This is a genomic window from Pseudoscardovia radai (assembly GCF_002259605.1).
Lineage (GTDB): Bacteria > Actinomycetota > Actinomycetes > Actinomycetales > Bifidobacteriaceae > Pseudoscardovia > Pseudoscardovia radai.
Genome location: NZ_MWWR01000004.1, coordinates 278,887 through 302,272 on the forward strand (window position 1 = coordinate 278,887; position 23,386 = coordinate 302,272).

General features: G+C 66.2%; 16 protein-coding genes and 1 tRNA gene. 16 read left to right on the top strand and 1 reads right to left on the bottom strand.

Features of this window, described 5'->3' with window-relative positions:
- Nucleotides 1–7: 7 nt before the first annotated feature.
- From atpD to nucS, 4 genes are all read left to right on the top strand, one after another.
- Nucleotides 8–1,495 carry a F0F1 ATP synthase subunit beta gene (gene atpD / locus PSRA_RS03145; protein ID WP_094660443.1) on the top strand — a complete coding sequence of 496 codons (1,488 nt, stop codon included), beginning with the start codon at nucleotides 8–10 and terminating at the stop codon, nucleotides 1,493–1,495.
- Nucleotides 1,495–1,833: a F0F1 ATP synthase subunit epsilon gene (locus tag PSRA_RS03150; protein ID WP_094660444.1), complete on the top strand. Its 339-nt coding sequence runs from the start codon at nucleotides 1,495–1,497 to the stop codon at nucleotides 1,831–1,833. The genes atpD and PSRA_RS03150 overlap by 1 nt, the downstream gene beginning before the upstream one ends.
- Nucleotides 1,834–2,812: 979 nt before the next feature.
- Nucleotides 2,813–3,439 (top strand): sugar O-acetyltransferase, encoded by a 627-nt coding sequence (locus tag PSRA_RS03155; RefSeq protein ID WP_338053277.1) that lies wholly within the window; start codon nucleotides 2,813–2,815, stop codon nucleotides 3,437–3,439.
- A 75-nt stretch (nucleotides 3,440–3,514) separates the two neighbouring features.
- Nucleotides 3,515–4,273: an endonuclease NucS gene (nucS, locus tag PSRA_RS03160; RefSeq protein WP_094660446.1), complete on the top strand. Its 759-nt coding sequence runs from the start codon at nucleotides 3,515–3,517 to the stop codon at nucleotides 4,271–4,273.
- A gap of 113 nt (nucleotides 4,274–4,386) precedes the next feature.
- On the opposite strand, the gene PSRA_RS03165 is transcribed toward nucS, so the two are convergent.
- Nucleotides 4,387–5,682 carry an FKBP-type peptidyl-prolyl cis-trans isomerase gene (locus PSRA_RS03165; protein ID WP_245834852.1) on the bottom strand — a complete coding sequence of 432 codons (1,296 nt, stop codon included), beginning with the start codon at nucleotides 5,680–5,682 and terminating at the stop codon, nucleotides 4,387–4,389.
- A gap of 119 nt (nucleotides 5,683–5,801) precedes the next feature.
- Between PSRA_RS03165 and PSRA_RS09335 the strand changes: the two genes are divergently transcribed.
- The 12 genes from PSRA_RS09335 (at nucleotide 5,802) to clpB (ending at nucleotide 23,340) form a co-directional block, all read left to right on the top strand.
- Nucleotides 5,802–7,712, top strand: coding sequence for a prolipoprotein diacylglyceryl transferase (locus PSRA_RS09335; protein WP_094660447.1), 1,911 nt, complete (start codon nucleotides 5,802–5,804; stop codon nucleotides 7,710–7,712).
- On the top strand, nucleotides 7,709–8,761 hold the full coding sequence (locus tag PSRA_RS03175; RefSeq protein ID WP_094660448.1) for a DUF8094 domain-containing protein: 1,053 nt from the start codon (nucleotides 7,709–7,711) through the stop codon (nucleotides 8,759–8,761). The genes PSRA_RS09335 and PSRA_RS03175 overlap by 4 nt, the downstream gene beginning before the upstream one ends.
- Before the next feature lie 118 nt (nucleotides 8,762–8,879).
- On the top strand, nucleotides 8,880–9,854 hold the full coding sequence (locus PSRA_RS03180; RefSeq protein ID WP_094660449.1) for a tetratricopeptide repeat protein: 975 nt from the start codon (nucleotides 8,880–8,882) through the stop codon (nucleotides 9,852–9,854).
- A gap of 72 nt (nucleotides 9,855–9,926) precedes the next feature.
- Nucleotides 9,927–9,999 (top strand) — tRNA-Arg (locus PSRA_RS03185).
- Nucleotides 10,000–10,528: 529 nt separating this feature from the next.
- Nucleotides 10,529–10,915, top strand: a complete 387-nt coding sequence (locus PSRA_RS03190) for a Rid family detoxifying hydrolase (protein WP_420820535.1) — start codon at nucleotides 10,529–10,531, stop codon at nucleotides 10,913–10,915.
- A gap of 379 nt (nucleotides 10,916–11,294) precedes the next feature.
- On the top strand, nucleotides 11,295–12,686 hold the full coding sequence (locus PSRA_RS03195; RefSeq protein WP_420820538.1) for an amino acid permease: 1,392 nt from the start codon (nucleotides 11,295–11,297) through the stop codon (nucleotides 12,684–12,686).
- Nucleotides 12,687–12,725: 39 nt separating this feature from the next.
- Entirely contained in the window at nucleotides 12,726–14,498 is a 1,773-nt protein-coding gene (gene argS / locus PSRA_RS03200) for an arginine--tRNA ligase (protein ID WP_094660450.1), read from the top strand.
- 150 nt (nucleotides 14,499–14,648) lie between these two features.
- Entirely contained in the window at nucleotides 14,649–16,151 is a 1,503-nt protein-coding gene (locus tag PSRA_RS03205) for a diaminopimelate decarboxylase family protein (protein WP_169712464.1), read from the top strand.
- A 265-nt stretch (nucleotides 16,152–16,416) separates the two neighbouring features.
- Nucleotides 16,417–17,523 (top strand): Ldh family oxidoreductase, encoded by a 1,107-nt coding sequence (locus tag PSRA_RS03210; RefSeq protein WP_158216303.1) that lies wholly within the window; start codon nucleotides 16,417–16,419, stop codon nucleotides 17,521–17,523.
- A gap of 246 nt (nucleotides 17,524–17,769) precedes the next feature.
- Nucleotides 17,770–18,867 (top strand): ABC transporter substrate-binding protein, encoded by a 1,098-nt coding sequence (locus PSRA_RS03215; RefSeq protein ID WP_094660453.1) that lies wholly within the window; start codon nucleotides 17,770–17,772, stop codon nucleotides 18,865–18,867.
- A gap of 303 nt (nucleotides 18,868–19,170) precedes the next feature.
- A complete protein-coding gene (locus PSRA_RS03220; protein WP_420820536.1) occupies nucleotides 19,171–20,274 on the top strand; it encodes an ABC transporter substrate-binding protein in 1,104 nt (367 codons plus the stop codon).
- 315 nt (nucleotides 20,275–20,589) lie between these two features.
- On the top strand, nucleotides 20,590–23,340 hold the full coding sequence (gene clpB, locus PSRA_RS03225) for an ATP-dependent chaperone ClpB (protein WP_094660454.1): 2,751 nt from the start codon (nucleotides 20,590–20,592) through the stop codon (nucleotides 23,338–23,340).
- Nucleotides 23,341–23,386 lie beyond the last annotated feature (46 nt).

Sequence of the window (23,386 nt, forward strand, 5' to 3'; positions counted from 1 at the left end):
GAAAGCCATGGCTAAGAATGAAAGTGTGGCCGAGCTGAAGGCGGAGGATAACGCCGCCGCGGCTCACGGCCGTGTTGTTCGAGTCCAGGGCTCAGTCATCGACGTCGAGTTCCCCGTCGGGCATCTGCCTGATATCTACGACGCACTGACTGTGCATATCAACAATGTGGGTTCCACCGAGGGAGAGACCCTCAATGAGATCACCCTCGAGGTGGAACAGCACCTGGGCGATAACATCGTCCGCACCGTCGCGCTCAAGCCGACCGACGGCCTCGTCCGCGGCGCCGAGGTGACGAACACCGGCGGCCCGATCGAGGTTCCCGTCGGCGACGTGACCAAGGGCCATGTGTTCGACGTGTCCGGACACATCCTCAACAAGAAGCCCGGCGAGACGATCACCGTCACCGAGCGCTGGCCCATCCACCGCAACCCGCCGGCCTTCGACGAGCTCGAGCCGAGGACCCAGATGTTCGAGACGGGCATCAAGGTCATCGATCTGCTCACCCCGTACGTGCAGGGCGGCAAGATCGGTCTGTTCGGCGGTGCAGGCGTCGGCAAGACCGTGCTCATCCAGGAGATGATCCAGCGCGTGGCGCAGAACCACGGCGGCGTCTCCGTGTTCGCCGGCGTCGGCGAGCGCACGCGTGAGGGCAACGATCTGATCGGCGAAATGCAGGAGGCCGGCGTCCTCGACAAGACCGCGCTGGTCTTCGGCCAGATGGACGAGCCGCCGGGGACGCGTCTGCGTGTCCCGCTCACGGCCTTGACGATGGCGGAGTACTTCCGCGACGTCGAGAACCAGGACGTGCTTCTGTTCATCGACAACATCTTCCGCTTCACGCAGGCGGGTTCCGAGGTGTCGACGCTGCTCGGCCGTATGCCGTCCGCCGTGGGCTACCAGCCGAACCTGGCCGATGAGATGGGCGCCCTCCAGGAGCGCATCACGTCGACCCGCGGCCACTCCATCACCTCGCTGCAGGCCATCTACGTGCCCGCCGACGATTACACGGACCCGGCCCCGGCCACGACGTTCGCCCATCTGGACGCCACGACCGAGCTCTCCCGCGACATCGCCGCGAAGGGCATCTACCCGGCCGTCGACCCGCTGGCCTCCACCTCGCGAATCCTCGACCCGCGCTACGTGGGCCAGGCCCATTACGAGTGCGCCAACCGCGTCAAGGCCATCCTGCAGAGGAACAAGGAGCTCCAGGACATCATCGCCCTGATCGGCATCGACGAGCTCGGCGAGGAAGACAAGACGATCGTGGCGCGTGCGCGCCGCATCGAGCAGTTCCTCGGCCAGAACTTCTACGTTGCCGAGAAGTTCACGGGTCGCCCGGGTTCCTATGTGCCCGCCGACGAGACCATCGAGGCGTTCACGCGCATCTGCGACGGTGTGTACGACGACGTCCCGGTCCAGGCCTTCTCCGGCATCGGTGGCATCGAGGACCTCGAGCACAAGTGGCATGACATGCAGAAGGAACTGGACGAGTAATGGCTAGCGAAAAACCCACCATGAAGGTCAACATCGTGGCCGCCGACCGTCCGATCTGGTCGGGCACGGCGTACTCGGTGATCATTCCGGCCTCGAACGGACAGATGGGAATTCTGCCCGAGCACGAGCCGGTTCTGACGGTGATCGAGCATGGATCCGTGCGTGTGAAGAGCACGAGCGGGCACCAGCACGTCTTCACGGTTACTGATGGGTTTGCCGCCTTTGACTCCAATTCCCTGACTGTGGCCGTCGAAAGGTGCACCGACGATGAGGAGCCGCAGGACGCCGCCGATTCCGGCGCGTCCGCTGGCTCTGGCGCGTCGGCAGACGCGGAGTAGGCCGGGCCAGCTGCCGCGGGTGGCTTGCTTGGCTGCTGCTGGCTTGCTGGCTCTCTGCGTGAGGCGCGCGAGGCCTTGGGTTTCCTAGGCTCGCGCGTCGGACGGTGTGCCGGATTCTTACGGACGGACGTCCGCGATATAGATCGCGGACGTCCGTTTTTTTGTATGTGGGGCGTTGGGGTGGGGTGGTTGGATTGGTGTGAAATGGGCTTCGGTGGGTGTGGCGGCACCCGCTTAAGGCGATTTTGGGGTGGTTTTGACGATTTTTCGGCCTGAAATGGCGTTCGGTGGGTGTGTGGACACCCACTTTATGCGGTTTTGGGGTTCCGGCGGGCGGTTTTGGGGTTGGAATCGCGCAAAGTGGGTGTGGCGGCACCCACTTTGGGTGGTTCGTCGGGTTCCTTTTAACAGTGTGATGGGTTGCGGACGGAAAACGTATGATTTTGCCGTCCGGAGGCCGTTTTGTGTCCGTTTCCCATCCCATTGTTATGGGAGGGGGTGGTGTCCGGCGGTGTTTTGGTCCGGTTTGGCGTTGGGCGGGTGTTGGGGCACACACTTAAGACGATTTCTGCTTGGTTCTGTCGATCTTTGGGGTTGGGATGGCGTTGGGCGGGTGTGGCGGCACCCGCTTAAGGCGATTTCGGGGCGTTGGGTGGGTTGGATTGGTGTGAAATGGGCTTGGGCGGGTGTGGCGGCACCCGCTTTAGGCGGTTTCGGGGTTCCGGCGGGTGGTTTTGGGGTTGGGATGGCGTTCGGCGGGTGTGGCGGCACCCGCTTAAGGCGATTTCGGCTTGGTTTTGACGATTTTTGGGGTTGAGATGGGCTTCGGCGGGTGTGGCGGCACCCGTTTAAGGCGGTTTTGGGTTGGCTTTGACGGTTTCGGGGCAGAGCGGGGGAATCGTGGATAATGGCAGGGGATGGGAGGACCATGCAGCCAGACGCCTCCCTCTCTACCGCCCTCCTTACGAAAGGAATGCCCATGAGCGAGAAAAACCGCATGCTGTCGGGCGAGCTGTACATCGCCGCCGATCCCGAGCTGGAGCGGATGTCGTTGCGCCGCCGCCGGCTCGTGCAGGAATTCAACACCGCGCCGTATGACGCCTTCGCCGAGCGCGAGCGCATCATGCGCGACCTGCTCGGCGGCGCGGGGGAGAACCTTGTGGTCGAGCCGCCGTTCCATTGCGATTACGGCTGCAACACCATCGTGGGCAACGATTTTTACGCGAACAGCGACTGCATTTTCCTCGACGTGGCGCCCATCACCATCGGCGACCACGTGTTCCTCGGCCCGCGCATCGGGCTGTATACGCCATATCATCCGATCGACGCGGGCGTGCGCAACGAGGCGCTCGAAGGCGGCCTGCCGATAACCATCGGCAGCGACGTGTGGATGGGCGGCAATGTGGTGGTGTGCCCCGGCGTCACGATCGGCGACGATGCGGTGATTGGCGCGGGAAGCGTGGTGGTCAAGGATATTCCGTCGCATTCCGTGGCGGTCGGCAATCCCTGCCGCGTCATCCGCCCGATCGGCGCCGACGACCGCGAGTACTGGCGCGCGAAGGCCGACGCGTACCGGCGCGAGGTAGCGTTGGAGCGCGGGGAGTAGGGCATACGGTGGCGCCGAGGCGTCTGGGCGCGCGTGGCGAGGCGGCGGTAGCGGTGGCTCCGTATACTTCACGATGTGCGAATCATTGTTGCCGATTGTTCCGCGGTGTACTCGGGCCGCCTCAACGCCATGCTGCCGCGCGCCACGCGCGTGATCCTCGTCAAGGCCGATTCCAGCGTCCTCATCTTCTCGGAGCTCGGCTCCTACAAGCCGCTGAACTGGATGGCGGCGCCGTGCCGCCTGCGCGAATACGGCCCCGACAGCGAGCGGTGGGAGTCACTGGTGCGCGACACCTATGTGGACGATGACCCGGACGATGCGGAGGGCGATGAAGAAGGATCCGAACCGGTGCGCTTCCTGCGCGCCACGGCGGAGAAGGGCCCCGATATCCTCACCGTCGCCATCTACCGGGTGCATTCCGACCAGACCTTCGACCTGGGCTCCGATCCGGGGTTGGTCAAGGACGGCGTCGAGGACCATCTACAGCGCTACCTCGCCGAGCAGATCGAGCGCATCGGCGAAGGTGCAAGGCTTATCCGGCGCGAGTATCCGACGGCCATCGGACCGGTGGACATCATGGCCGAGGACGCCGACGGCACGCATGTGGCCATCGAGATCAAGCGCCACGGCGGCATCGACGGCGTGGAACAGCTCACGCGCTACTGCAAGTTGCTCAACCGCGACCCGCTGCTCGCACCGGTGCGCGGCATCTTCGCCGCACAGACCATCACTCCGCAGGCGCGCGTTCTCGCCGGCGAGCGCGGCTTCGAATGCCTGATCCTCGACTACGACGATATGAAGGGCCGCGCCTCCGGCGACCTGACCCTGTTCTGACGCTCCCTGCGCAATCGGTGCAACCGGTGCAACGAACGATATGAAAGGGCCTCCGGCGGATGTCGGAGGCCCTTGTGCGTGGTCAGGCTGTTTTGGTCAGAAGCAACCCGCGATCAGGAAGCCGCGAGGATGTCGACCACGAAGATCAGCGTGGAGTTCGCGGGGATCGACGACACCGCCTGCGAACCATAGCCCTGGTCCGGCGGGACGATAAGAAGCACCTGCGAGCCGACGGTCTGGCCGACGAGTCCGTTCTTGAAGCCGGTCACGACCTGGTCGAGCGAGAAGGTGGCGGGGGAGCCGTTGTCCCAGCTCGAATCGAACTGGGTGCCGTCGGTGAGCCAGCCGGTGTAGTTCACGGTCACGCTCTGGCCGTCCTGCACGGTGTCGCCGCTGCCCTTGATCAGCGGCTGCGCCACGAGCTGGTCGCCATGGTCGGTGTACGTGCTCACGTCGATGGACGGCTTGCCCGTCGCATCATCGAGCGTCACGGTCGGCAGGCCGCTGGGCAGGTCGGTCACCTGCTCGCCGGTCGCGCGCGTGCTCGAGACCGACGGGGTGCTGGACGCGGAGTTGGTCGAGTCGCTCGACGCCGTGGCGGACATGATCGTGAACACCCAGAGGTAATGCGTCTGCGTGGCGCTGGAGCCCGAGCTCGTGGCGGAATCGGTGCTCGAATCGGAGCTCGAGCTCGTGGCGGAATCCGTCGAGGTCTCGTCATCGACCGTCTGCGCGGTGTAGTCGGCGGACTGCAGCGCCTCGGCGAGCGTCACGGGCGAGGCGGAGTCCTGGCGGTCGGCGGAGTTGCTGGCGGTGGCGTCCGCGGAGCTCGAGTCCGAGCTTGCGTCCGTGCTCGAATCGGAAGACGCGGAATCGGAGGACGCGGAATCGCTGCTCGTCGCGGAGTCCTCGCTGTCGGTTTCGTCGAGGTTGTACCCCAGCGCAATCGTGGTATGCACCGTCTGGCCGACGAAGAAGTGGAGGTAATCGTCCTGCATCGTATCCGAGCTGATGGTGGCGCAATCCGCCGGGTCCGCGTTCCAGCTGGAGCTGAGAACCGAGGCGTCGTCGGTGTTGACGAACTTGTTCTGCAGGCAGACCTGATCGCCTTCCTGGACGGTGTCGCCGTCGCCGATCTGGAGCACGGAATACGTGTCGTTATGCACGTCGAAGGGCTGGCTCTTGAAGGAGATCTGGGGCTCCTGGCCGAGATCGCCGGTGGCGCAGATGCCGTCGACCTTGGTCAGATTGGTGTCGACGGAGGCAAGGGAGGCGCAGTTGTTGTTTCCGGTGGCGCTGCTGCTCGGCGAGGCATCGTTCTTGCTGCCGCAGGCGGTGAGGCCGAAGGAGAGCGCAACGGTGCACACGACGGCGAGGCCGTGCTTGAGAGTTGTGGTGAAACTAGACATACGACCGATGGTACTAGTCGGGTAGGCCATATTCCTAGGTATTTCGCGTATGTGGAGGCGTGGTGCCGGGCACCGGCCATCGGGCTTGCGATAGGGGGGAGTTGATAATATCGGGAATCATGAGCAAAACGTATCCGAACGATGGGGCCGATGCCCCGAGGGACGGCGACGACCGCGCGTGGCGCCGGCAGCGTCCCGACGACGCGGAGGACGCGGGTCAGGAATCCCGCGATGCGCAGGGCATGGAGTCGTCCGGGCCGTTCCACGGCATTGTTTTCGATGACAGCGTGGTGGGCGTGATGGCGGTTCCGCAGGATTCTGGCAACGATGCGCCGGCGTCCGATGCCGTGGAATACGATGCGCCGGCAGACGATACCGCGGTCGATGCCGCGCCGTCCGGCGATGCGCCGGCATACGATGCCGACATCGCCGAGACCCAGGTGCTTCCGGCCAGCGATTCCGGCGACGGGCAGGAGGCATCGTATACCGACGAAGCGGATGCCTCCGATGCCTTCGTGGCGCCCGGCGACGATGTGGCCGACGCAACCGACGCGTCGGATGCCGCGGATCCCGAGAATTCCGCGGCCTCCGCGGACGCCCAGGGGAACCCCGAGAACCTTGAGACCCCTGAAGCTTCTGAGACTCCCGAGGCCTCTGACAGCGCCGAGAACCCCGACAGCGATTCCGACAACGCCAAGCCCGCGTCGAAACCGCATCGCCGCACACGCATCATGCGCGGCGTCATCACGCCGATCTTCGCCGTGCTGGCGCTGATCGCCCTGGTTTTCGGCATTCTCAACTCCACGGTGTGGAAGCCGCAGCATGACGTCGCGGCCACCGCGTCGAGCGTGAGCACGCGGTACCTGGCCACCGTGCCGGGCGCGCTCCAGCTCGTCGACGACACCGTGACGGTTCAGGTGACCGCCGAGAACGCCGGCACGCAGCTGTGCGCCGACGTCACCGACAAGGCCACGGCCACGGCCTGGCTCGACGGCACCGCATACACGCAGGTCGACGGCATGAAATCGTGGACCGAGCTGTCGACCGAGCAGACCACCGCCGGCACTTCCGGCTCCGACGACGCGACCGCGGCCTCCCTCTCCTTCGAGGACGCCGACACGTGGATCGGCGCCACTTGCGGCACCGGCTCCGTGAAGCTTGACGCCAACACCTACAGCCCGCAGGCGGTGCTGATCGTGGCGGCCGACGCGCAGTCGGCCGACGGCACGCAAACCGCGTCGTCGCCGTACACGGTACAGCTGGAATGGCACCGCGCGAGCGTGCCGAACTACGCCATGCCGTTCTACGTGGTGGCGCTTCTCTTTGCGCTGCTCGCCGTACTCTCCGCCTCCGTGTTCGCGCACGAGAGCAAGAAGCATCGCGAGGCCGGCGAGGAGGAGACCCCGCTGTGGGAGCAGACCGCCGTCATGATGCGCCTGCGCCATCGTGAGCAGAACACGCACCGCGAGGACGCCGCCTCCGACGATGGCACCCCGCGCGAGGCGCCGACGCTTGTGGAAAGCCAGGAAGGCGTGGAGATCAAGGACGAGGTCGGCACGACGACGGCATCGTATTCCGTCTCCGACTTCCGCGAGTACTTCAACCAGCTGCAGAGCGAGAACCCGGACCTGTCGGCCAGCGCCGTGCTCGAGGACGTGGCCACAACAACCGGCAGCATGGAGCCGATCAAGGATGCCCCGGAAGCTGCTCAGAAAGCGACGGGCGAGGCGGATGCCTCGGATGCGGCCGGCGAGGGCGGCGTTTCGGGCGAGGCCGGTGCCGATGCTCCGGGCGCGGCCGGTACGCCGAGCGACGACAGTCTTTTCCGACCGCAGGCCGAGGACGTGGCCGCGGCCGCCGCCGAGCTCGCCGCCGCCAGTGCCGAGGGCGCCGCCAGTGCCGAGGGCGCTGACGATTCCGAGGGCGGCGATTCCGACGCCGGTGACGAGCGGAAGAATCGTGGAACCGACGCAGCCGAAGACAACGCAACCGATGAACCGTCCGACGCAGAGGAAGGTGACCTGCGATGAAGCGCATGCGCATCATGAGGAAAGGCCTTGCGAAAAGAACCGTCGCGGCGCTCGCGGCCGTCGTCATGCTCGGCTCGGTCGCCGCATGCTCCGAGCCGCTGCCGACCGTGCAGAGCAAGCTCGCCGAGGCCACCGGCAACGGCGCGGCCCCGGCGAATGCCGTCACCGTCGCCGTCACCGACGACCAGGAGGCGCAGATCCGTGCGCGCATCCTCGACGTCGTGAACACCGCCACGCAGAACCATGACGCGAGCCTGCTGCAGCAGCGCGTCACCGGCCCCGAGCTCGACGTGCGAACCAGCGAGCTGACCGTCTACGCGGCCACCGGCAAGCAGTCGGATGTCACCGAGCTGCCGGGCGAGGCATCGCAGGTCAATCTGCCGATCACCGACTCGTGGCCGCGCGCGATCTTCACATTCACCACCACCACGAGCGACCAGCAGTCGCAGCGCCTTCTCGTCATGACGCAGGACTCCGCGCATGACGACTACAAGCTGTGGGCCGTGTGCCCGCTGTTCCAGAACGCCGTCATGCCCGCGTTCTCCGTGGATGGCAGCGAGCTGGGCTCCGCCGACGACACCGGCCTCGCGCAGACGCCGAAGGACGCGCTCACGCAATACGCCGACGTGCTGCAGAACCGCGACGCCAGCCAGTACGCGAACGAGTTCGAGGACGACCAGCTGCGGCAGAACGTCAAGTCCGTGTCCGACAAGATCCAGCAGACCTTCGACGCGAGCCAGGTGCACTTCAGCCAGACCGAGACCTTCGCGCTCGACGATTCGCAGATCGAGGCCATGCGCACCGTCGACGGCGGCGAGCTCGTGGTCGGGCGCATCAACTCGGTGTGGACGCGGCAGCTCGACTCCAACCGACAGGCGCTGCCCGCGTCCGATGCGGAGCGCGCGCTGTTCGGCGGCGCCACCGCGACGAGTTCGATCGAGGTCACGTATGTGAATATGGTGGCGCTTTATGTACCGCCGGCCGGGTCGTCCGAGCAGATTCGCGCCGTCGGCGCCCAGCGCCAGCCGATTTCGGTCAAGGCGATCTAAGCGCGCGGCGCTCGCGGCGCGCGCGGTGCGAGTGGTGTGGGCGCGGTATCGGGGTTGTGCGATATGCGGGCAGTGAACGGAGCTTGCAAAAGGCCGCGCGGCGCGAAAAGATAGTCGTATGTCCAATGCACAACCGAATCTTTCTGGAATGAATTTCGCCGGTGCCGTCGATCTTGAGGACCTCAAGCACAAGGTCGACGCGCAGGCCGGCGAGGCAGGCGGAGCGCCCGCGGCGGGCAAGTACGTCGTCGACGCCACCACGTCGGGCTTCGAGGCGATGGTGCGCACGTCCGCCACGTTCCCGATTCTCCTGCTCATCTGGGTCAAGGACGACGACCGCTGCTTCCCGATGGCCAAGCGCCTCGCGTCGATCGTGAACGGTCTCGACGGCAAGATGCAGCTCGTCCGCATGGACGCGAACGACAGCCCCGAGGTAGCGCAGGCGCTGCGCATCAAGGGCGCGCCGGCGCTGTTCGCGCTGATCAACGGCCGCCCGATGCCGATTCTCGAGGGTGTGCCGCATGACGAGGAGATGCAGCAGATCGAAAGCACGATTATCCCGCAGCTCCTCCAGCTGGCCGAGCAGGCCGGTGTCACGGGCCGTGCGCCGATGAGCGGCGACGGTTCCGACGATTCCGATGCCGATGGAGCGGGGGCCGACGGCGCGGGCGCCGAAGAGCAGGTGCCGCCCGAGCATCGCGAGGCCGACGCGCTGGCGAAGTCCGGCGATTACTCCGGTGCGGCGCTGGCGTATGAGAAGCTGCTCGAGCATGATCCGCACGATGTGCGCGCGGCCCGCGAGCATTCCAAGTGCCTGCTGCTGGCCCGCAATGGTGCATCCGATGTGCGTGCCGTGCGCGAGAAGGCCGCGCAGAATCCCGACGATGTCGAGGCGCAGATGGATGTGGCCGATGTCGATATGATCGGCGGCCAGGTGTCCGACGCGTTCGCGCGCCTGCTGGACTTCCTCGCGGCGCATCCGGCCGACAAGGAGCCGGTGCGCGCCCGTCTGCTCGAGTACTTCGCGATTCCCGAACCCGGCGATGACCGCGTGAAGGCGGCTCGTCGCAAGCTCGCCACGCTGATGTACTAGGCACTGGCGCTGGGCGCGTGCGCGCGTGATGTGCGACACGCTCGCCGCATGCGCGTATTATAGGAGGGTCGAGGGCCTGTAGCTCAGTGGATAGAGCGTCTGTCTCCGGAACAGAAGGTCAAGGGTTCGAATCCCTCCAGGCTCACTCCAAGGCGTCGCCTCGTGCGGCGCCTTTTCCATACGCTTCCATGCGCCTTCATACGCCGTGCCTGTCGGTCGGAACAGTGTTTCCGGGCAGGTACCTGGCTTCGCATACGATTCCGCCATCCGTCGACGGTGGGTCTTGCTGGTTGGTGTGGTGCCAGTGAGGGGCACTGTTGGGTGTGGGGTGGCCTGTTTCCAACGATGGGTTGGTCAACGGTGGGTCTCGCTGGTTACCACGGTGCCAGTGAGGGGGCACTGTTGGCGGGGTTGTTGTTGGGATTGCTGGGGTTTTCTCGTGACGGTGGGTCTTGCTGGTTGGCGTGGTGCCAGTGAGGGGCACTGTTAGATGCGGGGCGCGGATCGCGGACGTTCGGGGATGGGCGCAACGCGGACGGGCCATAATATGCGGTACGGGGCGGCGTTGCGCAAGGCCGTGTCGTGCGCACGGTCATGCCGCGCACGGTCATGCCGCGCATCGTCACGTCGCGCCTCGGGAAAATCGTGAAAACATCGTAGAGGAAGGTCATATCATGGCAGATCTTGAAGCAATCGCCACGCCGAATGCCCCCGCCGCGCTGGGCGCCTACAGCCAGGCCGTGCGCGCGAACGGCTTCGTGTTCGTCTCCGGCCAGCTGGGCATCGACCCGGCCACCGGCAAGCTCGCGGGCGACACGGCCGCCGAGCAGGCCGCGCAGTCGCTGAAGAACATCACCACGATTCTTGCCACGGCCGGTCTGGGCACCGACCGCGTGGTGCGCGCCACGATCTACATGAAGAACGTCGAGGACTTCAAGGCCATCGACGCCGAGTACGCGAAGGTTTTCGGCACCGGCACGAAGCCGGCCCGCGTCGCCTTCGGCGGCAACAACCTGCCGGCCGGCGCGCTTGTCGAGATCGACGCGATCGCGGCGGAGTGAGGCGAGTCGACGATTTGCCAGCCCCGCATGCGATGCGGCCCGCCCTGTGGGCGGGCGCGGGCGCGCGTCGGCGGACATCGGCATAATGGGAACGCACAGGGCGTCGGAACCCCGTGGAAAACGGGACCGGCGCCTTTCTGATTGCCGGAACCCGGGCAGGAGCCCGAGGATTCCCAATCCGCACCGTTCGACCGACACCGGCGCGGAATCCCTATGAAGGAAGGCCATGGCCCGTAACAGCAAGAGACCCAGCACGAAGATGACCGCGAACGCCGCGCCGAATCCCGCGACGCCGAATCCCGCGAACGCCGCTGACCCCGTGAGCGCCGCCCCCGCCCCGCAGGAGGCGGCATCGTCCCACGACACCCTGTCTCGCACGATGGAATCGCGCCACCTGACCATGATCTCCCTCGGCGGTGTGATCGGAACGGGCCTGTTCCTGAGCTCCGGCCACACCATCCACGAGGCCGGCCCGTTCGGCGCCGTGCTCGCATACGCCATCGGCTCGGTGCTCGTGTACTGCGTCATGCTGTCGCTGGGCGAGCTGTCGGTGGCCATGCCCTACGCGGGTAGCTTCCACCTGTACGCGAACCGCTTCATCGGACCGGGCACGGCGTTTACGATCGCCATCCTGTACTGGCTGAACTGGGCTGTGGCGCTCGCGTCGGAGTTCACGGCCGCGGGTCTTCTTATGCAACGATGGTTCCCCGATTCCTCCCCCTGGGTCTGGAGCGCACTGTTCATCGCCGTGGTCTTCGTGCTCAACATCCTGTCGGTGAGGCTCTACGGCGAGGCGGAGTTCTGGTTCGCGAGCATCAAGGTCGTCGCCATCGTGGCGTTCATCGTGATTGGCGTGCTCGTCATCGTCGGCGCCATTCCGCGCTCCGGCGCAGGCTCCGGCTCCGCAACAACCGGCGCCCCCGGCCTGGGCAACTTCTGGGCCGACGGCTGGTTCCCCAACGGCTTCGCCCCCGTGTTCTCCACGCTTCTGACGGTGGTGTTCGCGTTCTCCGGCACCGAGGTGATCGGCGTGGCCGCCGGCGAGACCAAGGACCCCGGCACCGCCGTGCCGAAGGCCGTGCACACCACGGTGCTGCGCCTCGTCATCTTCTTCATCGGCTCGATCGGCGTCATGGCCGCGCTTATCCCGTGGAAGGAATCCGGTGTCGACACCAGCCCGTTCGTGCTCGTGTTCCAGAGCATCGGCATGCCTTTCGCGGGAGACATCATGAACGCCGTCGTGCTCACGGCCGTCCTGTCGGCCGCGAACTCCGGCCTGTACGTGTGCTCGCGCATGGTGTGGTCTCTGGCCAAGGAGCGCATGCTCCCCACGGCGCTCGCGAAGACGAACTACCACGGCGTGCCGGTTCCGGCCGTGCTCGTGAGCCTCGCGGGCGGCCTGCTCGCGCTGCTGTCGAGCCTGTTCGCGGCCGACACCGTGTACCTCGCGCTCGTGTCGGTGTCGGGCCTGGCCACGCTGCTCGTGTGGATCTCCGTGTCGGTGTGCCATATCCTGTTCCGCCGCGAGCTGCATGCCAAGGGCACGTCGCTCGATACGCTGGGCTACCGCGCGCCGGGCTTCCCCTTTGTGCCGGTGCTGGCCATCGCGCTGTGCGTGTTCGCGCTGGTGCTCGTGGCCGTCGACCCCTCGCAGAGGTCGATGATCGTCATGATGGTGCCGTTCGTGGCCGCCTGCTATGCGTTCTACTACGGCCGCGAGGCGTGGCGGAGGCGGCATGCGAAGGAGCACGACGATTTTCTCGCCGGCTGAGCGGCGCGCTTGTGCAACGCCCTCGCTAGACTTTGAAGAATGAGTCCTGAAGCACTTTCCAGCATTATCAGCCAAACCGCCCACGATCTTGCGGCGGCCGGCGAGGCAGGCCAGCTCGCCGAAGACATGATCCCCCAGAAAATCGTCGTGATGCGCCCGAAGGACCGCTCCCACGGCGACTGGGCCACGAACGTGGCCATGCAGCTGGGCAAGAAGGCGGGCATGGCCCCGCGCGACCTCGCCCAGCTTTTCGCCGCGCGCCTCGAGAAGGCCGACGGCATCGCACGCGTCGAGGTGGCGGGCCCCGGCTTCATCAACATCACGCTGGACTCCGCATCCGCCGCTCAGGTGGTCGACCAGGTTCTGGCCGAGGGTGCGGACTATGGCCGCAACACGCATCTGTCGGGCCGCACGCTCAATCTCGAGTTCGTGTCGGCCAACCCCACCGGCCCGATCCATATCGGCGGCACGCGCTGGGCGGCCGTCGGCGACTCCATGGCGCGCGTGCTTGAGGCGAACGGCGCCAAGGTGGTGCGTGAATACTACTTCAACGACCACGGCACGCAGATTGACCGCTTCGCCAAGTCCCTCGTGGCCGCCGCACACGGCGAGGAGACGCCGGAGGACGGCTACAAGGGCGCTTATATCGACGAGATCGCGCAGCGCGTTATCGACGAGGGCAAGGCCGACGGCGTGGATGTGCTCGCGCTGCCGCGCGTCACGGGCGAGGACGGCGCCGAGGGCGATTCCGAGCAGCGCGAGGAGTTCCGCCGCCGCGCCGTGCCGATGATGTTCGCCGAGATCCAGAAGTCCATGAAGGACTTCCGCGTGGACTTCGACGTGTGGTTCCACGAGAACAGCCTGTACGAGGGCGGCGCCGTCGACAAGGCCATCGAGCTGTTGCGCGGCAAGGGCGATATCTACGAGAAGGACGGCGCCACCTGGTTCGCCTCCACCAAGTACGGCGACGACAAGGACCGCGTCATCATCAAGTCCAACGGCGAGTACGCGTATTTCGCCGCCGACATCGCCTACTACTACGACAAGCGCCATCGTGACGTCGACCCGGCGGACGTGGCCATCTACATGCTCGGCGCCGACCATCACGGCTACATCGGCCGCATGATGGCCATGTGCGCGGCCTTCGGCGATGAGCCGGGCGTGAATATGCAGATCCTCATCGGCCAGCTGGTCAACGTCATCAAGGACGGCAAGCCGGTGCGCATGTCGAAGCGCGCGGGCAACGTCGTGACGATCGACGATTTGGTCGAGGCCATCGGCGTGGACGCCTCCCGCTACTCCCTGGCCCGCACGAGCTACGACCAGTCCGTCGACATCGACCTCGACCTGCTCGCCAGCCATTCCAACGACAACCCGGTGTACTACGTGCAGTACGCGCATGCGCGCTCCAAGAACGTGGACCGCAACGCCGCCGAGGCGGGCGTGACCCGCGAGGGCGCCGACCTGTCTCTGCTCGACACCGAGGCCGACGGCGAGGTGCTCGCCCAGATCGCGCTGTATCCGTCGATGGTGGCCCAGGCGGGCGACGAACGCCAGCCGCATCGCGTGGCGCATTATCTCGAGGAGCTCGCCGGCCGCTACCACAAGTGGTACGCCGCCGAGCGCGTGGTGCCGATGCCGCTGACCGACGCGGAGCGCCAGGGCGACGCCGAGGCCGTGGCCGCGCTCGAGGCCGCGAAGAACCCCGAGCCCGCCCGCGCCGCCGCCCGTCTGCGCCTGAACGACGCGGTGCAGCGCATCATCGAGAACGGTCTCGACCTTCTCGGCGTGAGCGCCCCCGAGCATATGTGACGCCGCCGTGGCGCCGGCGCCGCCCCGCGTATCGGCGCCGCGCCGGCGCCATCGTATTCCGGCAGTCCAATCGTCGGAACATCGTCACAACATCGTCAGAACAAACCGTCATACCCAACGGAGGGCAGAAAGATGAACCAAAGCGAGAGGATGAGCCCTGTGTGGCCGGCATCCGCGCGCCGCGACAGCGAGGGGAACATCTCGTTCCACGGCATCGACTCCTGGGACCTCGTCTCCCAGTACGGCAGCCCGCTGTACGTCATGGACACCGACGAGGTGGCGCGCCGCGCCGAGTACTTCGTCAAGGCCGCGCGTGACGCGTTCCCGAACGCCACGACGCATGTCAGCTACGCCGGCAAGGCGTTCCTGAGCAAGGAGATCTGCCGCATCGTCACGTCCAAGGGCATGACGATCGACACCTGCTCGATGGGAGAGATGCGCATCGCGCTCGCCGCGGGCGTGCCCGGACGCCGCCTCGTGCTGCATGGCAACAACAAAAGCGACGAGGAGATCGCCCTCGCCATCGACAACGACTTCGCCAAGATCGTGCTCGACTCCCCGGACGAGGCAGCGCGCGTCGAGCGCATCGCCCGCGCCCACAACAAGCGCGCCAAGGTCATGCTGCGCGTGACCGTCGGCGTGCACGCGGGCGGCCACGAGTACATCTCCACCGCGCACGAGGACCAGAAATTCGGCGTCCCGCTGCTCGCCCCCGGCGTGTCGGTGAACGTGCTGACCGGCGAATACGATCTGCCCGACGAGGTGGAGCACGCCTCCGCCGCCGAGCCGGACGACGAGCCGCGCGTCAATTCGCTGTACGCCATCCCGCCGAGCAAGAAGGACCGCAACCCCAAGCTCGAGAAGGCCATGTCCGCGCTCGCCGACGGCCCCGCCATCGCCGTGCTCAAGGACGTGCTGCGCCGCTCGGAATACCTCGAGCTCGTGGGCGTGCACTCGCATATCGGCTCGCAGATCCACGATGCCGACGCCTTCATCGAGGCCGTCGGCCGCGTGCTGCTGCTGCGCAAAACGCTCTACGCCACAGACGGCTACGTGCTGCCCGAGATCGACCTCGGCGGCGGATACTCCGTGCCGTATCTCGATTCGGACGAGGCCATGGACGTGGCCGCCACGCTCAGGCGCATCGCCAAGGCCTTCACGGCCGAGATCATGAAGGGCCTGCCCGCGCCGGTCGTCAGCTTCGAGCCTGGGCGCTTCATCGCCGGTCCGGCCGGCGTCACGCTGTACCGCGTGGGCACCGTCAAGCCCGTGACTCTTCCCGACGGCACCGTGCGCACCTATGTGTCGGTGGACGGCGGCATGTCCGACAACATCCGCCCCGCGCTGTACGGCGCGGACTACGAGGCGGCGCTCGCGAACCGCCATGGCAGCGAGAAGAAGGTGCTGGCGCGCGTGGTCGGCATGCACTGCGAGTCCGGCGACATCGTGGTGCGCGACTGCCACCTGCCCGCCGACATCCAGCGCGGCGACATCCTCGCCGTGCCCGTGACCGGCGCCTACTGCCGCACCATGTCGAGCAACTACAACCAGGTGCTGCGCCCGGCCGTGGTGGCGGTGGACGACGGCGGGTCGCATGTCATGATCCGCCGCGAGACCATCGACGACTTGCTCGGCCTCGACGTATCCGAGTGACGCGGGCCATTTCCTGCTAGGCGATGCCATGGGTTGTGTATGCGATCCATGGCATCGCTTGTATTTGGAGGCGTGAGGGCGCGCGGCGGAGAGGGCGCGCGGAGGTATAAGCGCGCGTTATGGGCGGGTGCCGGGAAACACGATGCCCACGCGCCCGTGTCGCCGCGCCGGCCGGCCTAGCGTGGGAAGCATCGCCCGGGAACCCATCGCATCCATCGCCCGGGAACCCATCGCTCGGGAACCATGCAGAAGGGAAGGATCGTCCATGCCCATCGTCTCTTACGACCGCCTCGTCACCCTGGTTCGTGACCTGTTCATCGGCTACGGATTCAACGAGGAGCAGGCGCTGATCATCGCGCAAAACCTCGAGGACGCCGACCGCCACGGCATCGCCTCGCACGGCATCCAGCGCATGCGCCTGTACGACCAGCGCATCACTAACGGCTATATCAAGCCGAACGAGGAAGGGCGCATCGTGCACGAGATGCCCGCCGCCGCGCTGATCGACGGCCGCCATGGCATGGGGCAGATCGTGGGCACGCGCGCCATGCGCCTTGCCATCGAGAAGGCGAAGAAGGTCGGCATCGGCGCCGTGGCGGTGCGCGACTCCAACCATTTCGGCACCGCCGGCTACTACGCCAGCCTCGCCGCCGACGAGGGGCTGTGGGGCTACGCGTCCACGAACAGCAACGCGCTTCTGGTGCCGACGCATTCGGCCAAGCCGTTCATCGGCAGCAACCCGATTGCCGTCGCCGTGCCCACGTCGCGTGGCCGCTTCCTGTATGATGCCGCCACCACCACGGTGTCGCTGGGCAAGGTGGAGGTGCATGCCAAGCTCGGCGAGCCGCTGCCCGGCGACTGGGTGATGAACACGGACGGCACGATCGACCGCGACGCGCAGGACGTCATCGACAACGTGACGCTGAAGCCGGGCGGCCGCGGCGGCCTGACGCCGATCGGCGGCCTGGGCGAGACGAATTCCGGGTACAAGGGCTACGGCATCGGCGCGGTGGTGGAGCTGCTCACGGCCGCGCTGCCGCTGGGCGTGCTGTCGGCCGACGTGCACGGCCAGAGCATCGGCCATTTCTTCCTTGCGCTCGACCCCGACGCCTTTGGCGGGCGCGAGGCCACCGAGGAATACGTGGCCGATTTCGTGGACCGCCTCCACGCACTGCCGTCCGTGGACGGCTCGCCCGTGCTCGTTCCCGGAGACAAGGAGTTCGCCGCCGCCGACCGCACGGATGCCGAGGGCATCGAGGTGGACGAGAAGACGGCGCGCGAGGTGGAGCAGATCGCCGCGCGCTTCGGCGTCGAGGTTCCGTGGGCGCACGATGACGCCGACGAGCGGACGGCGCAGGTTGCCGTAGCCTGACGCCTGGCAAGGCGCGGCGTACGCGGCGCAATCGGAACGGACAGCGGTGCAGGGGCATTCGCGCGGGAGCATCGTGTTTCCCTCCGCCCCTGTACCGCCGTCCGGTCATAATGGGTAAGCGGTGCGGACGCAGGGGCAGGGCGTTCGCACGGCCGGGCATCGTCCCGATGCGGCCGTGCCCTGGGCAGAGGGCGGGCCGTGCCATCGCTATCGTTAGCAAGAGAATCGTTGACAAGAGAGAAGAATATGCCTCGCACTCATCGCATCCGCCATATCCGTCACACCCATCGTCTCCGCCTCCTCGCCGCGGCCGCCGCGCTCGCGGCCGTCGTGTCGCCGCTCGCCGCATGCTCGCTGCCCGGCAGCAGCACCGACGCCACATCGAACGGCACGCAGCTGACGAAGGTCAACTTCATGCTCGACTGGGCGCCGAACACCAACCACATCGGCCTGTACGTGGCCAAGAACAAGGGCTGGTACGCCGATGCCGGTCTCGACGTCGACATCCTCGCCACATCCTCCGCGGGCGCCGATCAGGCCGTCGATTCGGGTGCCGCGGACTTCGCCATCAGCACGCTCGCCGGGCCCGCCGAAACGAATACCAAGGGTGCGAACAACCGCATGATCATGCAGATCGAGCAGAAGAACAGCGACGTGTGGTGCTCGCTGGCCTCGAATACGTCGATCACGCGGCCGCGTGACTTCGACGGGCATACCGAGGTGACCTTCGGCTCGTCCGAAAGCGAGGCCGTGGTGCAGACCATGATTCGCAAGGACGGCGGCACCGGCACCTACGACCAGGTGACGGTCGGCACATCCACCTTCCAGTCGCTTGCCGAGGGGCAGGGCGATTTCGCCGATTTCTACTACAACTGGGAGGGCATCGAAGCCGAGCTCAACGGGCCGGCGCTCACCTGCTTCTCGCCGGCCGATTATGACATCCCCGGCAACGGCGGGCAGATGGGCGTCATCACGAGCGAAAGCAAGATCTCCAGCGACCCCGACACCGTGCGCGCCTTCGTGCAGGCCACGCAGAAGGGGTACGAGTGGGCGTACGAGAACCCGGACGAGGCGTCCGACATCCTGCTGCAGGAGGCGGCCGATTCCGATCTCGACGAGGCTCTGGTCAAGGCCTCGATGAAGGCGATTGTGGACGGGCAGTACTGGGGCGACCCGACCAAGCTCAAGGACGGCTCGCTGAAGCTGGGGTCGATCGACACCGCCGCCGCGCAGGAGTGGCTTGACTTCATGACCGAGAACGGCGTGTTCGTGGACGGTGACGGCGCCACCGTGACGACCGCGCCCCAGGCCGGCGACCTCACCGACGCCTCCTTCCTCGGCTAGGTTGTGAATTCAGGTGTCCGAATTCATAACAGTGTGATGGCTTGCGGACATTTTCCACGATTTTCCCCGCTGAAAACGCCGGATTCTGTCCGCAAGCCATTACATTGTTGCGGGAGGGGCGGGCTCCGTGGCGAATCGGTGTTGCGGGGATGGGCCGGCGGGCGTTGTACAGGCTGCGCTGCATAATGGGACGGTCCTGTGAACGGGTTCCGTTCAGTGCGGACGCGGTCGGACCTATCGCTTCTTCCCATCGTGCCCGTGAAGGGCGTATCAGGCTAGAAGCGAACAAGCCCAGAAGGTCCCATGCCAGGATTCACACTTTCTGCGCGTTTCGCGGCACGTTTCCGCTCGCGCATCATCGCATCCATCGCATTTCTCAGCGCCCTCGTCTTCGTCATGCCTCTTGGCGGCTGTTCGCTGCCCGGCGGATCGCAGGCGTCGTCGGCGTCATCGTCATCGTTGAAAACCGTCACATTCATGCTTGACTGGGCGCCCGACACCAACCATGTGGGCGTGTATGTGGCCAAACACCAAGGTCTGTATGAGGCCGCCGGCATCAGCGTCGACGTCCTCGCCACATCGCAGGCCGGCGCCGACCAGGCCGTGGACGCTGGCTCGGCCGATTTTGCGCTGAGCACGCTGAACAACGTCGCCGTGGCCGATTCCAAGGGCGCGCAGAACAAGATGGTGCTCGACGTCCAGCAGAAGCCGAGCGCCGTGTGGTGCGCCCTCGCCTCGAACACGTCGATCACGCGGCCGCGCGACCTCGACGGCAAGATCTTCGCGTCCTTCGGCTCGTCCGAGGACGACGCGGTGATCCGCCGCATGATCCAGACTGACGGCGGCACCGGCACCTTCGACAAGGTGATGGTCGGCACATCCACGTTCGAGACGATGACGAGCGGCCAGGCCGATTTCGGCGGCTTCTACGATACCTGGGAGGGCGTGGAGTCGCGTCTCGACGGGCCTGCGCTGACCTGCTTCTGGGAACACGATTACGGCGTGCCGGGCAACGGACAGCAGATCGGCATCATCACGAACCAGTCGCTGATCGACTCCGATCCCGACACCGTGCGCGCCTTCGTGCAGGCCACGAAGCAGGGCTACGAGTGGGCCTACGCTCATCCCGACGACGCCGCGCAGATCCTCGTGGACGAGGCGGCGGACGCGAATATCGACATCAACCTGGCCAAGGCGTCGATGAAGGAAATCGTCGACGACCAGTACTGGGGCGACCCCGACGCCATGGCCAACGGCAGCTTCACGCTCGGATCGCTCGACTACGAGGCGGGCCAGGAATGGCTCGACTTCCAGAACGAGGCCGGCGCCTACGAGGATGCCGACGGCAACGCCCTGACGACCGCGCCCCAGGCGCGCGACCTCGCGAACGACACCTTTCTGAAGTAGGGGTGTCGCAGGGCGCTCTCTTCCCGGGCGGGGCGTGGCGTTCTCGCCACGCCCTCCTCTTTCCCTCGACTTCCTCTCCTTTTCCCTCGTCTTTTTCCATCGTCTTTCCTCTCGTCCGCAGACTCGCCCCGTCGGTCTTGCTCTCGGCGAAACGCCAAAACTTGAGTGGACACGACTCAAGATTTTGCATATCATAGTCACCAGATACGCGGAGCCGGACCGAACGCCGCTTCGCGATGGGATTACGAAAGCAATTGGAACCCGCCGCGCCAGCCGAGGAAGGCCGCGACGGCGGCACCGGAAAGAGAAAAACCTATGGAACAGAAATTCACCACGATGGCACAGCAGGCCATCAGTGACGCGGTGCAGAGCGCCGCTGCCGCGGGCAATCCGCAGATCGAGACCCTTCACCTCGCCAACGCGCTGCTGACGCAGGAGAACAGCCCTGTCCCGGCCATGATCGAGGCCCTGAACGTCGATCCGAAGACGGTCGGCGCCGAGGTCCGCAACGCCCTCGTGGCGCTGCCGTCCGCGTCGGGCAGCTCCACCGTGCAGCCGAGCCCGAGCAACCAGCTCGAGAAGGTGCTCACGCAGGCCAATGACGAGATGCAGCGCAACGGCGACAGCTTCATCACCGGCGAGCATCTGCTCATCGCACTGGCCGACGTCGACTCCAAGACCAAGGACATCCTCGGCCGCCACGGCATCACCGCCAAGGCCCTGCGCGGCACCATCGAGCAGGTGCGCGGCGGCGACCAGAAGGTCACCACCGACAGCGGCGACGGCAACTACAAGGCGCTCGAGAAGTACTCGACCGACCTGACCGCGCGCGCGAAGGAAGGCAAGCTCGACCCGGTTATCGGCCGCGATACCGAGATCCGCCGCGTCATCCAGATCCTGAGCCGCCGCACCAAGAACAACCCGGTGCTGATCGGCGAGCCCGGCGTCGGCAAAACCGCCGTCGTCGAGGGCCTCGCGCAGCGCATCGTGGCCGGCGACGTGCCGACCTCGCTGAAGAACAAGCGCCTCATCTCGCTTGACCTGGGCTCCATGGTGGCCGGCTCCAAGTACCGTGGCGACTTCGAGGAGCGCATGAAGGCGGTGCTCGACGAGATCAAGAACTCGAACGGCGAGATCATCACCTTCATCGACGAGATCCACACGATCGTGGGCGCCGGCTCCGCCGAGGGCTCCATGGACGCGGGCAATATGATCAAGCCGATGCTGGCGCGCGGCGAACTGCATCTGATCGGCGCCACCACGCTGGACGAGTACCGCGAGTACATCGAGAAGGACCCGGCGCTGGAGCGTCGTTTCCAACAGGTGTACGTCGGCGAGCCGAGCGTGGAGGACACGGTCGCGATCCTGCGCGGCATCGCCCCGAAGTACGAGGCGCACCATCAGGTCACGATCGACGATGACGCCCTCGTCGCGGCGGCGCAGCTGTCGAACCGCTATATCTCCGGCCGCCAGCTGCCTGACAAGGCCATCGACTTGGTGGACGAGGCCGCGGCGCGTCTGCGTATGGAGCTGGACTCCAGCCCTGAGGAGATCGATACGCTCCAGCGGCGCATCAATCGTCTGACCATGGAGAAGCAGTACCTGCTCGGCAACCCGAAGAACGCCGATGCCGCGAAGAAGGCTCAGGAGGAGCTCGACGACCAGTCGCGCGACCGCCTCGCCAACCTCAACGAGGAACTCGCCAACAAAACCGAGAAGCTCAGCGGCCTCAAGGCGCGGTGGGAGGCCGAGAAGAGCGGCCGTAACAAGGTCGGCGACCTGCGCAAGCAGCTCGACGAGCTCGAGACCAAGGCGCAGAAGGCGCAGAACGAGGGCGACTACACCGAGGTCGGCAAGATCCGCTACGGCGAGATCCCGCAGATCCAGAAGCAGATCGCCGAGGCCGAGCGCGAGGAGCGTGAGTCCAAGTCCAACGCGGGCGGCGCTGAGGCCACGCCGATGGTGCCCGATCGCGTGAATGCGGATTCCGTGGCGCAGATTGTGTCCGAATGGACCGGCATTCCGGTGGGCCGCCTTATGCAGGGCGAGAACGAGAAGCTCCTGCATATGGAGGATTATCTCGGCAAGCGCGTCATCGGGCAGAAGAAGGCCATTGCGGCCGTCTCCGACGCCGTGCGCCGTTCGCGCGCCGGCATCTCCGACCCGAATCGTCCGACCGGCTCGTTCATGTTCCTCGGCCCCACGGGCGTGGGCAAGACTGAGCTCGCCAAGGCGCTTGCCGACTTCCTGTTCGACGATGAGAAGGCCATGGTGCGCATCGACATGAGCGAGTACATGGACAAGGGCAGCGTCACGAGGCTTATCGGCGCGGCTCCGGGCTACGTCGGCTACGAGGAGGGCGGCCAGCTCACCGAGGCCGTGCGTCGCCGTCCGTACTCCGTCGTGCTGTTCGACGAGGTGGAGAAGGCACATCCCGAGGTCTTCGACCTGCTCCTGCAGGTGCTCGACGATGGCCGTCTGACCGATGGCCAGGGCCGGACCGTGGACTTCAAGAACACGATCCTCATCATGACGTCGAACCTTGGCTCGCAGTTCCTGACCGACACGTCGATGGATCGCGAGGCCAAGGAGACGGCCGTCATGGACGCCGTGCGCGCGCACTTCAAGCCGGAGTTCCTCAACCGCCTCGACGAGATCGTGATGTTCGACCCGCTGACGCGCGACGAGCTTGCCGGCATCGTGGACATCCAGGTTAGCCAGGTGGCCGATCGCCTCAAGGACCGCAACATCAAGCTCGAGGTCACCGACACGGCCCGCGAGTGGCTCGCCGACATGGGCTTCGACCCGGCCTACGGCGCCCGTCCGCTGCGTCGTCTCGTGCAGACGGAGGTGGGCGACCAGCTCGCGAGGATGATCCTCGCCGGCCAGGTGCACAACGGCGACACGGTTCTGGTGGACCAGACCGGCGGCATGCATCTGGAGCTGACGGCCTGGCAGGCCGATCCGCTGAAGGGCGCCGCCTCCGGTAAGGGCGCGGGTGCCGGTGCCACCGGTGCTGCGGGTACCGGTGGTGCTGGTGCGTCGGATGGCGGTACGCAGGCCTAAGGACTGAGCGACGCTGACGCCGGTGCCGCGTATGACGAAAGCCGCA

What these genes read in the sequence shown, in the direction of transcription:
- atpD (WP_094660443.1), top strand. Translation starts at nt 8, where the DNA reads ATGGCTAAGAATGAAAGTGTGGCCGAGCTGAAGGCGGAGGATAACGCC.
- PSRA_RS03150 (WP_094660444.1), top strand. Translation starts at nt 1,495, where the DNA reads ATGGCTAGCGAAAAACCCACCATGAAGGTCAACATCGTGGCCGCCGAC.
- PSRA_RS03155 (WP_338053277.1), top strand. Translation starts at nt 2,813, where the DNA reads ATGAGCGAGAAAAACCGCATGCTGTCGGGCGAGCTGTACATCGCCGCC.
- PSRA_RS03165 (WP_245834852.1), bottom strand. Translation starts at nt 5,682, where the DNA reads ATGTCTAGTTTCACCACAACTCTCAAGCACGGCCTCGCCGTCGTGTGC.
- PSRA_RS09335 (WP_094660447.1), top strand. Translation starts at nt 5,802, where the DNA reads ATGAGCAAAACGTATCCGAACGATGGGGCCGATGCCCCGAGGGACGGC.
- PSRA_RS03175 (WP_094660448.1), top strand. Translation starts at nt 7,709, where the DNA reads ATGAAGCGCATGCGCATCATGAGGAAAGGCCTTGCGAAAAGAACCGTC.
- PSRA_RS03180 (WP_094660449.1), top strand. Translation starts at nt 8,880, where the DNA reads ATGTCCAATGCACAACCGAATCTTTCTGGAATGAATTTCGCCGGTGCC.
- PSRA_RS03190 (WP_420820535.1), top strand. Translation starts at nt 10,529, where the DNA reads ATGGCAGATCTTGAAGCAATCGCCACGCCGAATGCCCCCGCCGCGCTG.
- PSRA_RS03195 (WP_420820538.1), top strand. Translation starts at nt 11,295, where the DNA reads ATGGAATCGCGCCACCTGACCATGATCTCCCTCGGCGGTGTGATCGGA.
- argS (WP_094660450.1), top strand. Translation starts at nt 12,726, where the DNA reads ATGAGTCCTGAAGCACTTTCCAGCATTATCAGCCAAACCGCCCACGAT.
- PSRA_RS03205 (WP_169712464.1), top strand. Translation starts at nt 14,649, where the DNA reads ATGAGCCCTGTGTGGCCGGCATCCGCGCGCCGCGACAGCGAGGGGAAC.
- PSRA_RS03210 (WP_158216303.1), top strand. Translation starts at nt 16,417, where the DNA reads ATGCCCATCGTCTCTTACGACCGCCTCGTCACCCTGGTTCGTGACCTG.
- PSRA_RS03215 (WP_094660453.1), top strand. Translation starts at nt 17,770, where the DNA reads ATGCCTCGCACTCATCGCATCCGCCATATCCGTCACACCCATCGTCTC.
- PSRA_RS03220 (WP_420820536.1), top strand. Translation starts at nt 19,171, where the DNA reads ATGCCAGGATTCACACTTTCTGCGCGTTTCGCGGCACGTTTCCGCTCG.
- clpB (WP_094660454.1), top strand. Translation starts at nt 20,590, where the DNA reads ATGGAACAGAAATTCACCACGATGGCACAGCAGGCCATCAGTGACGCG.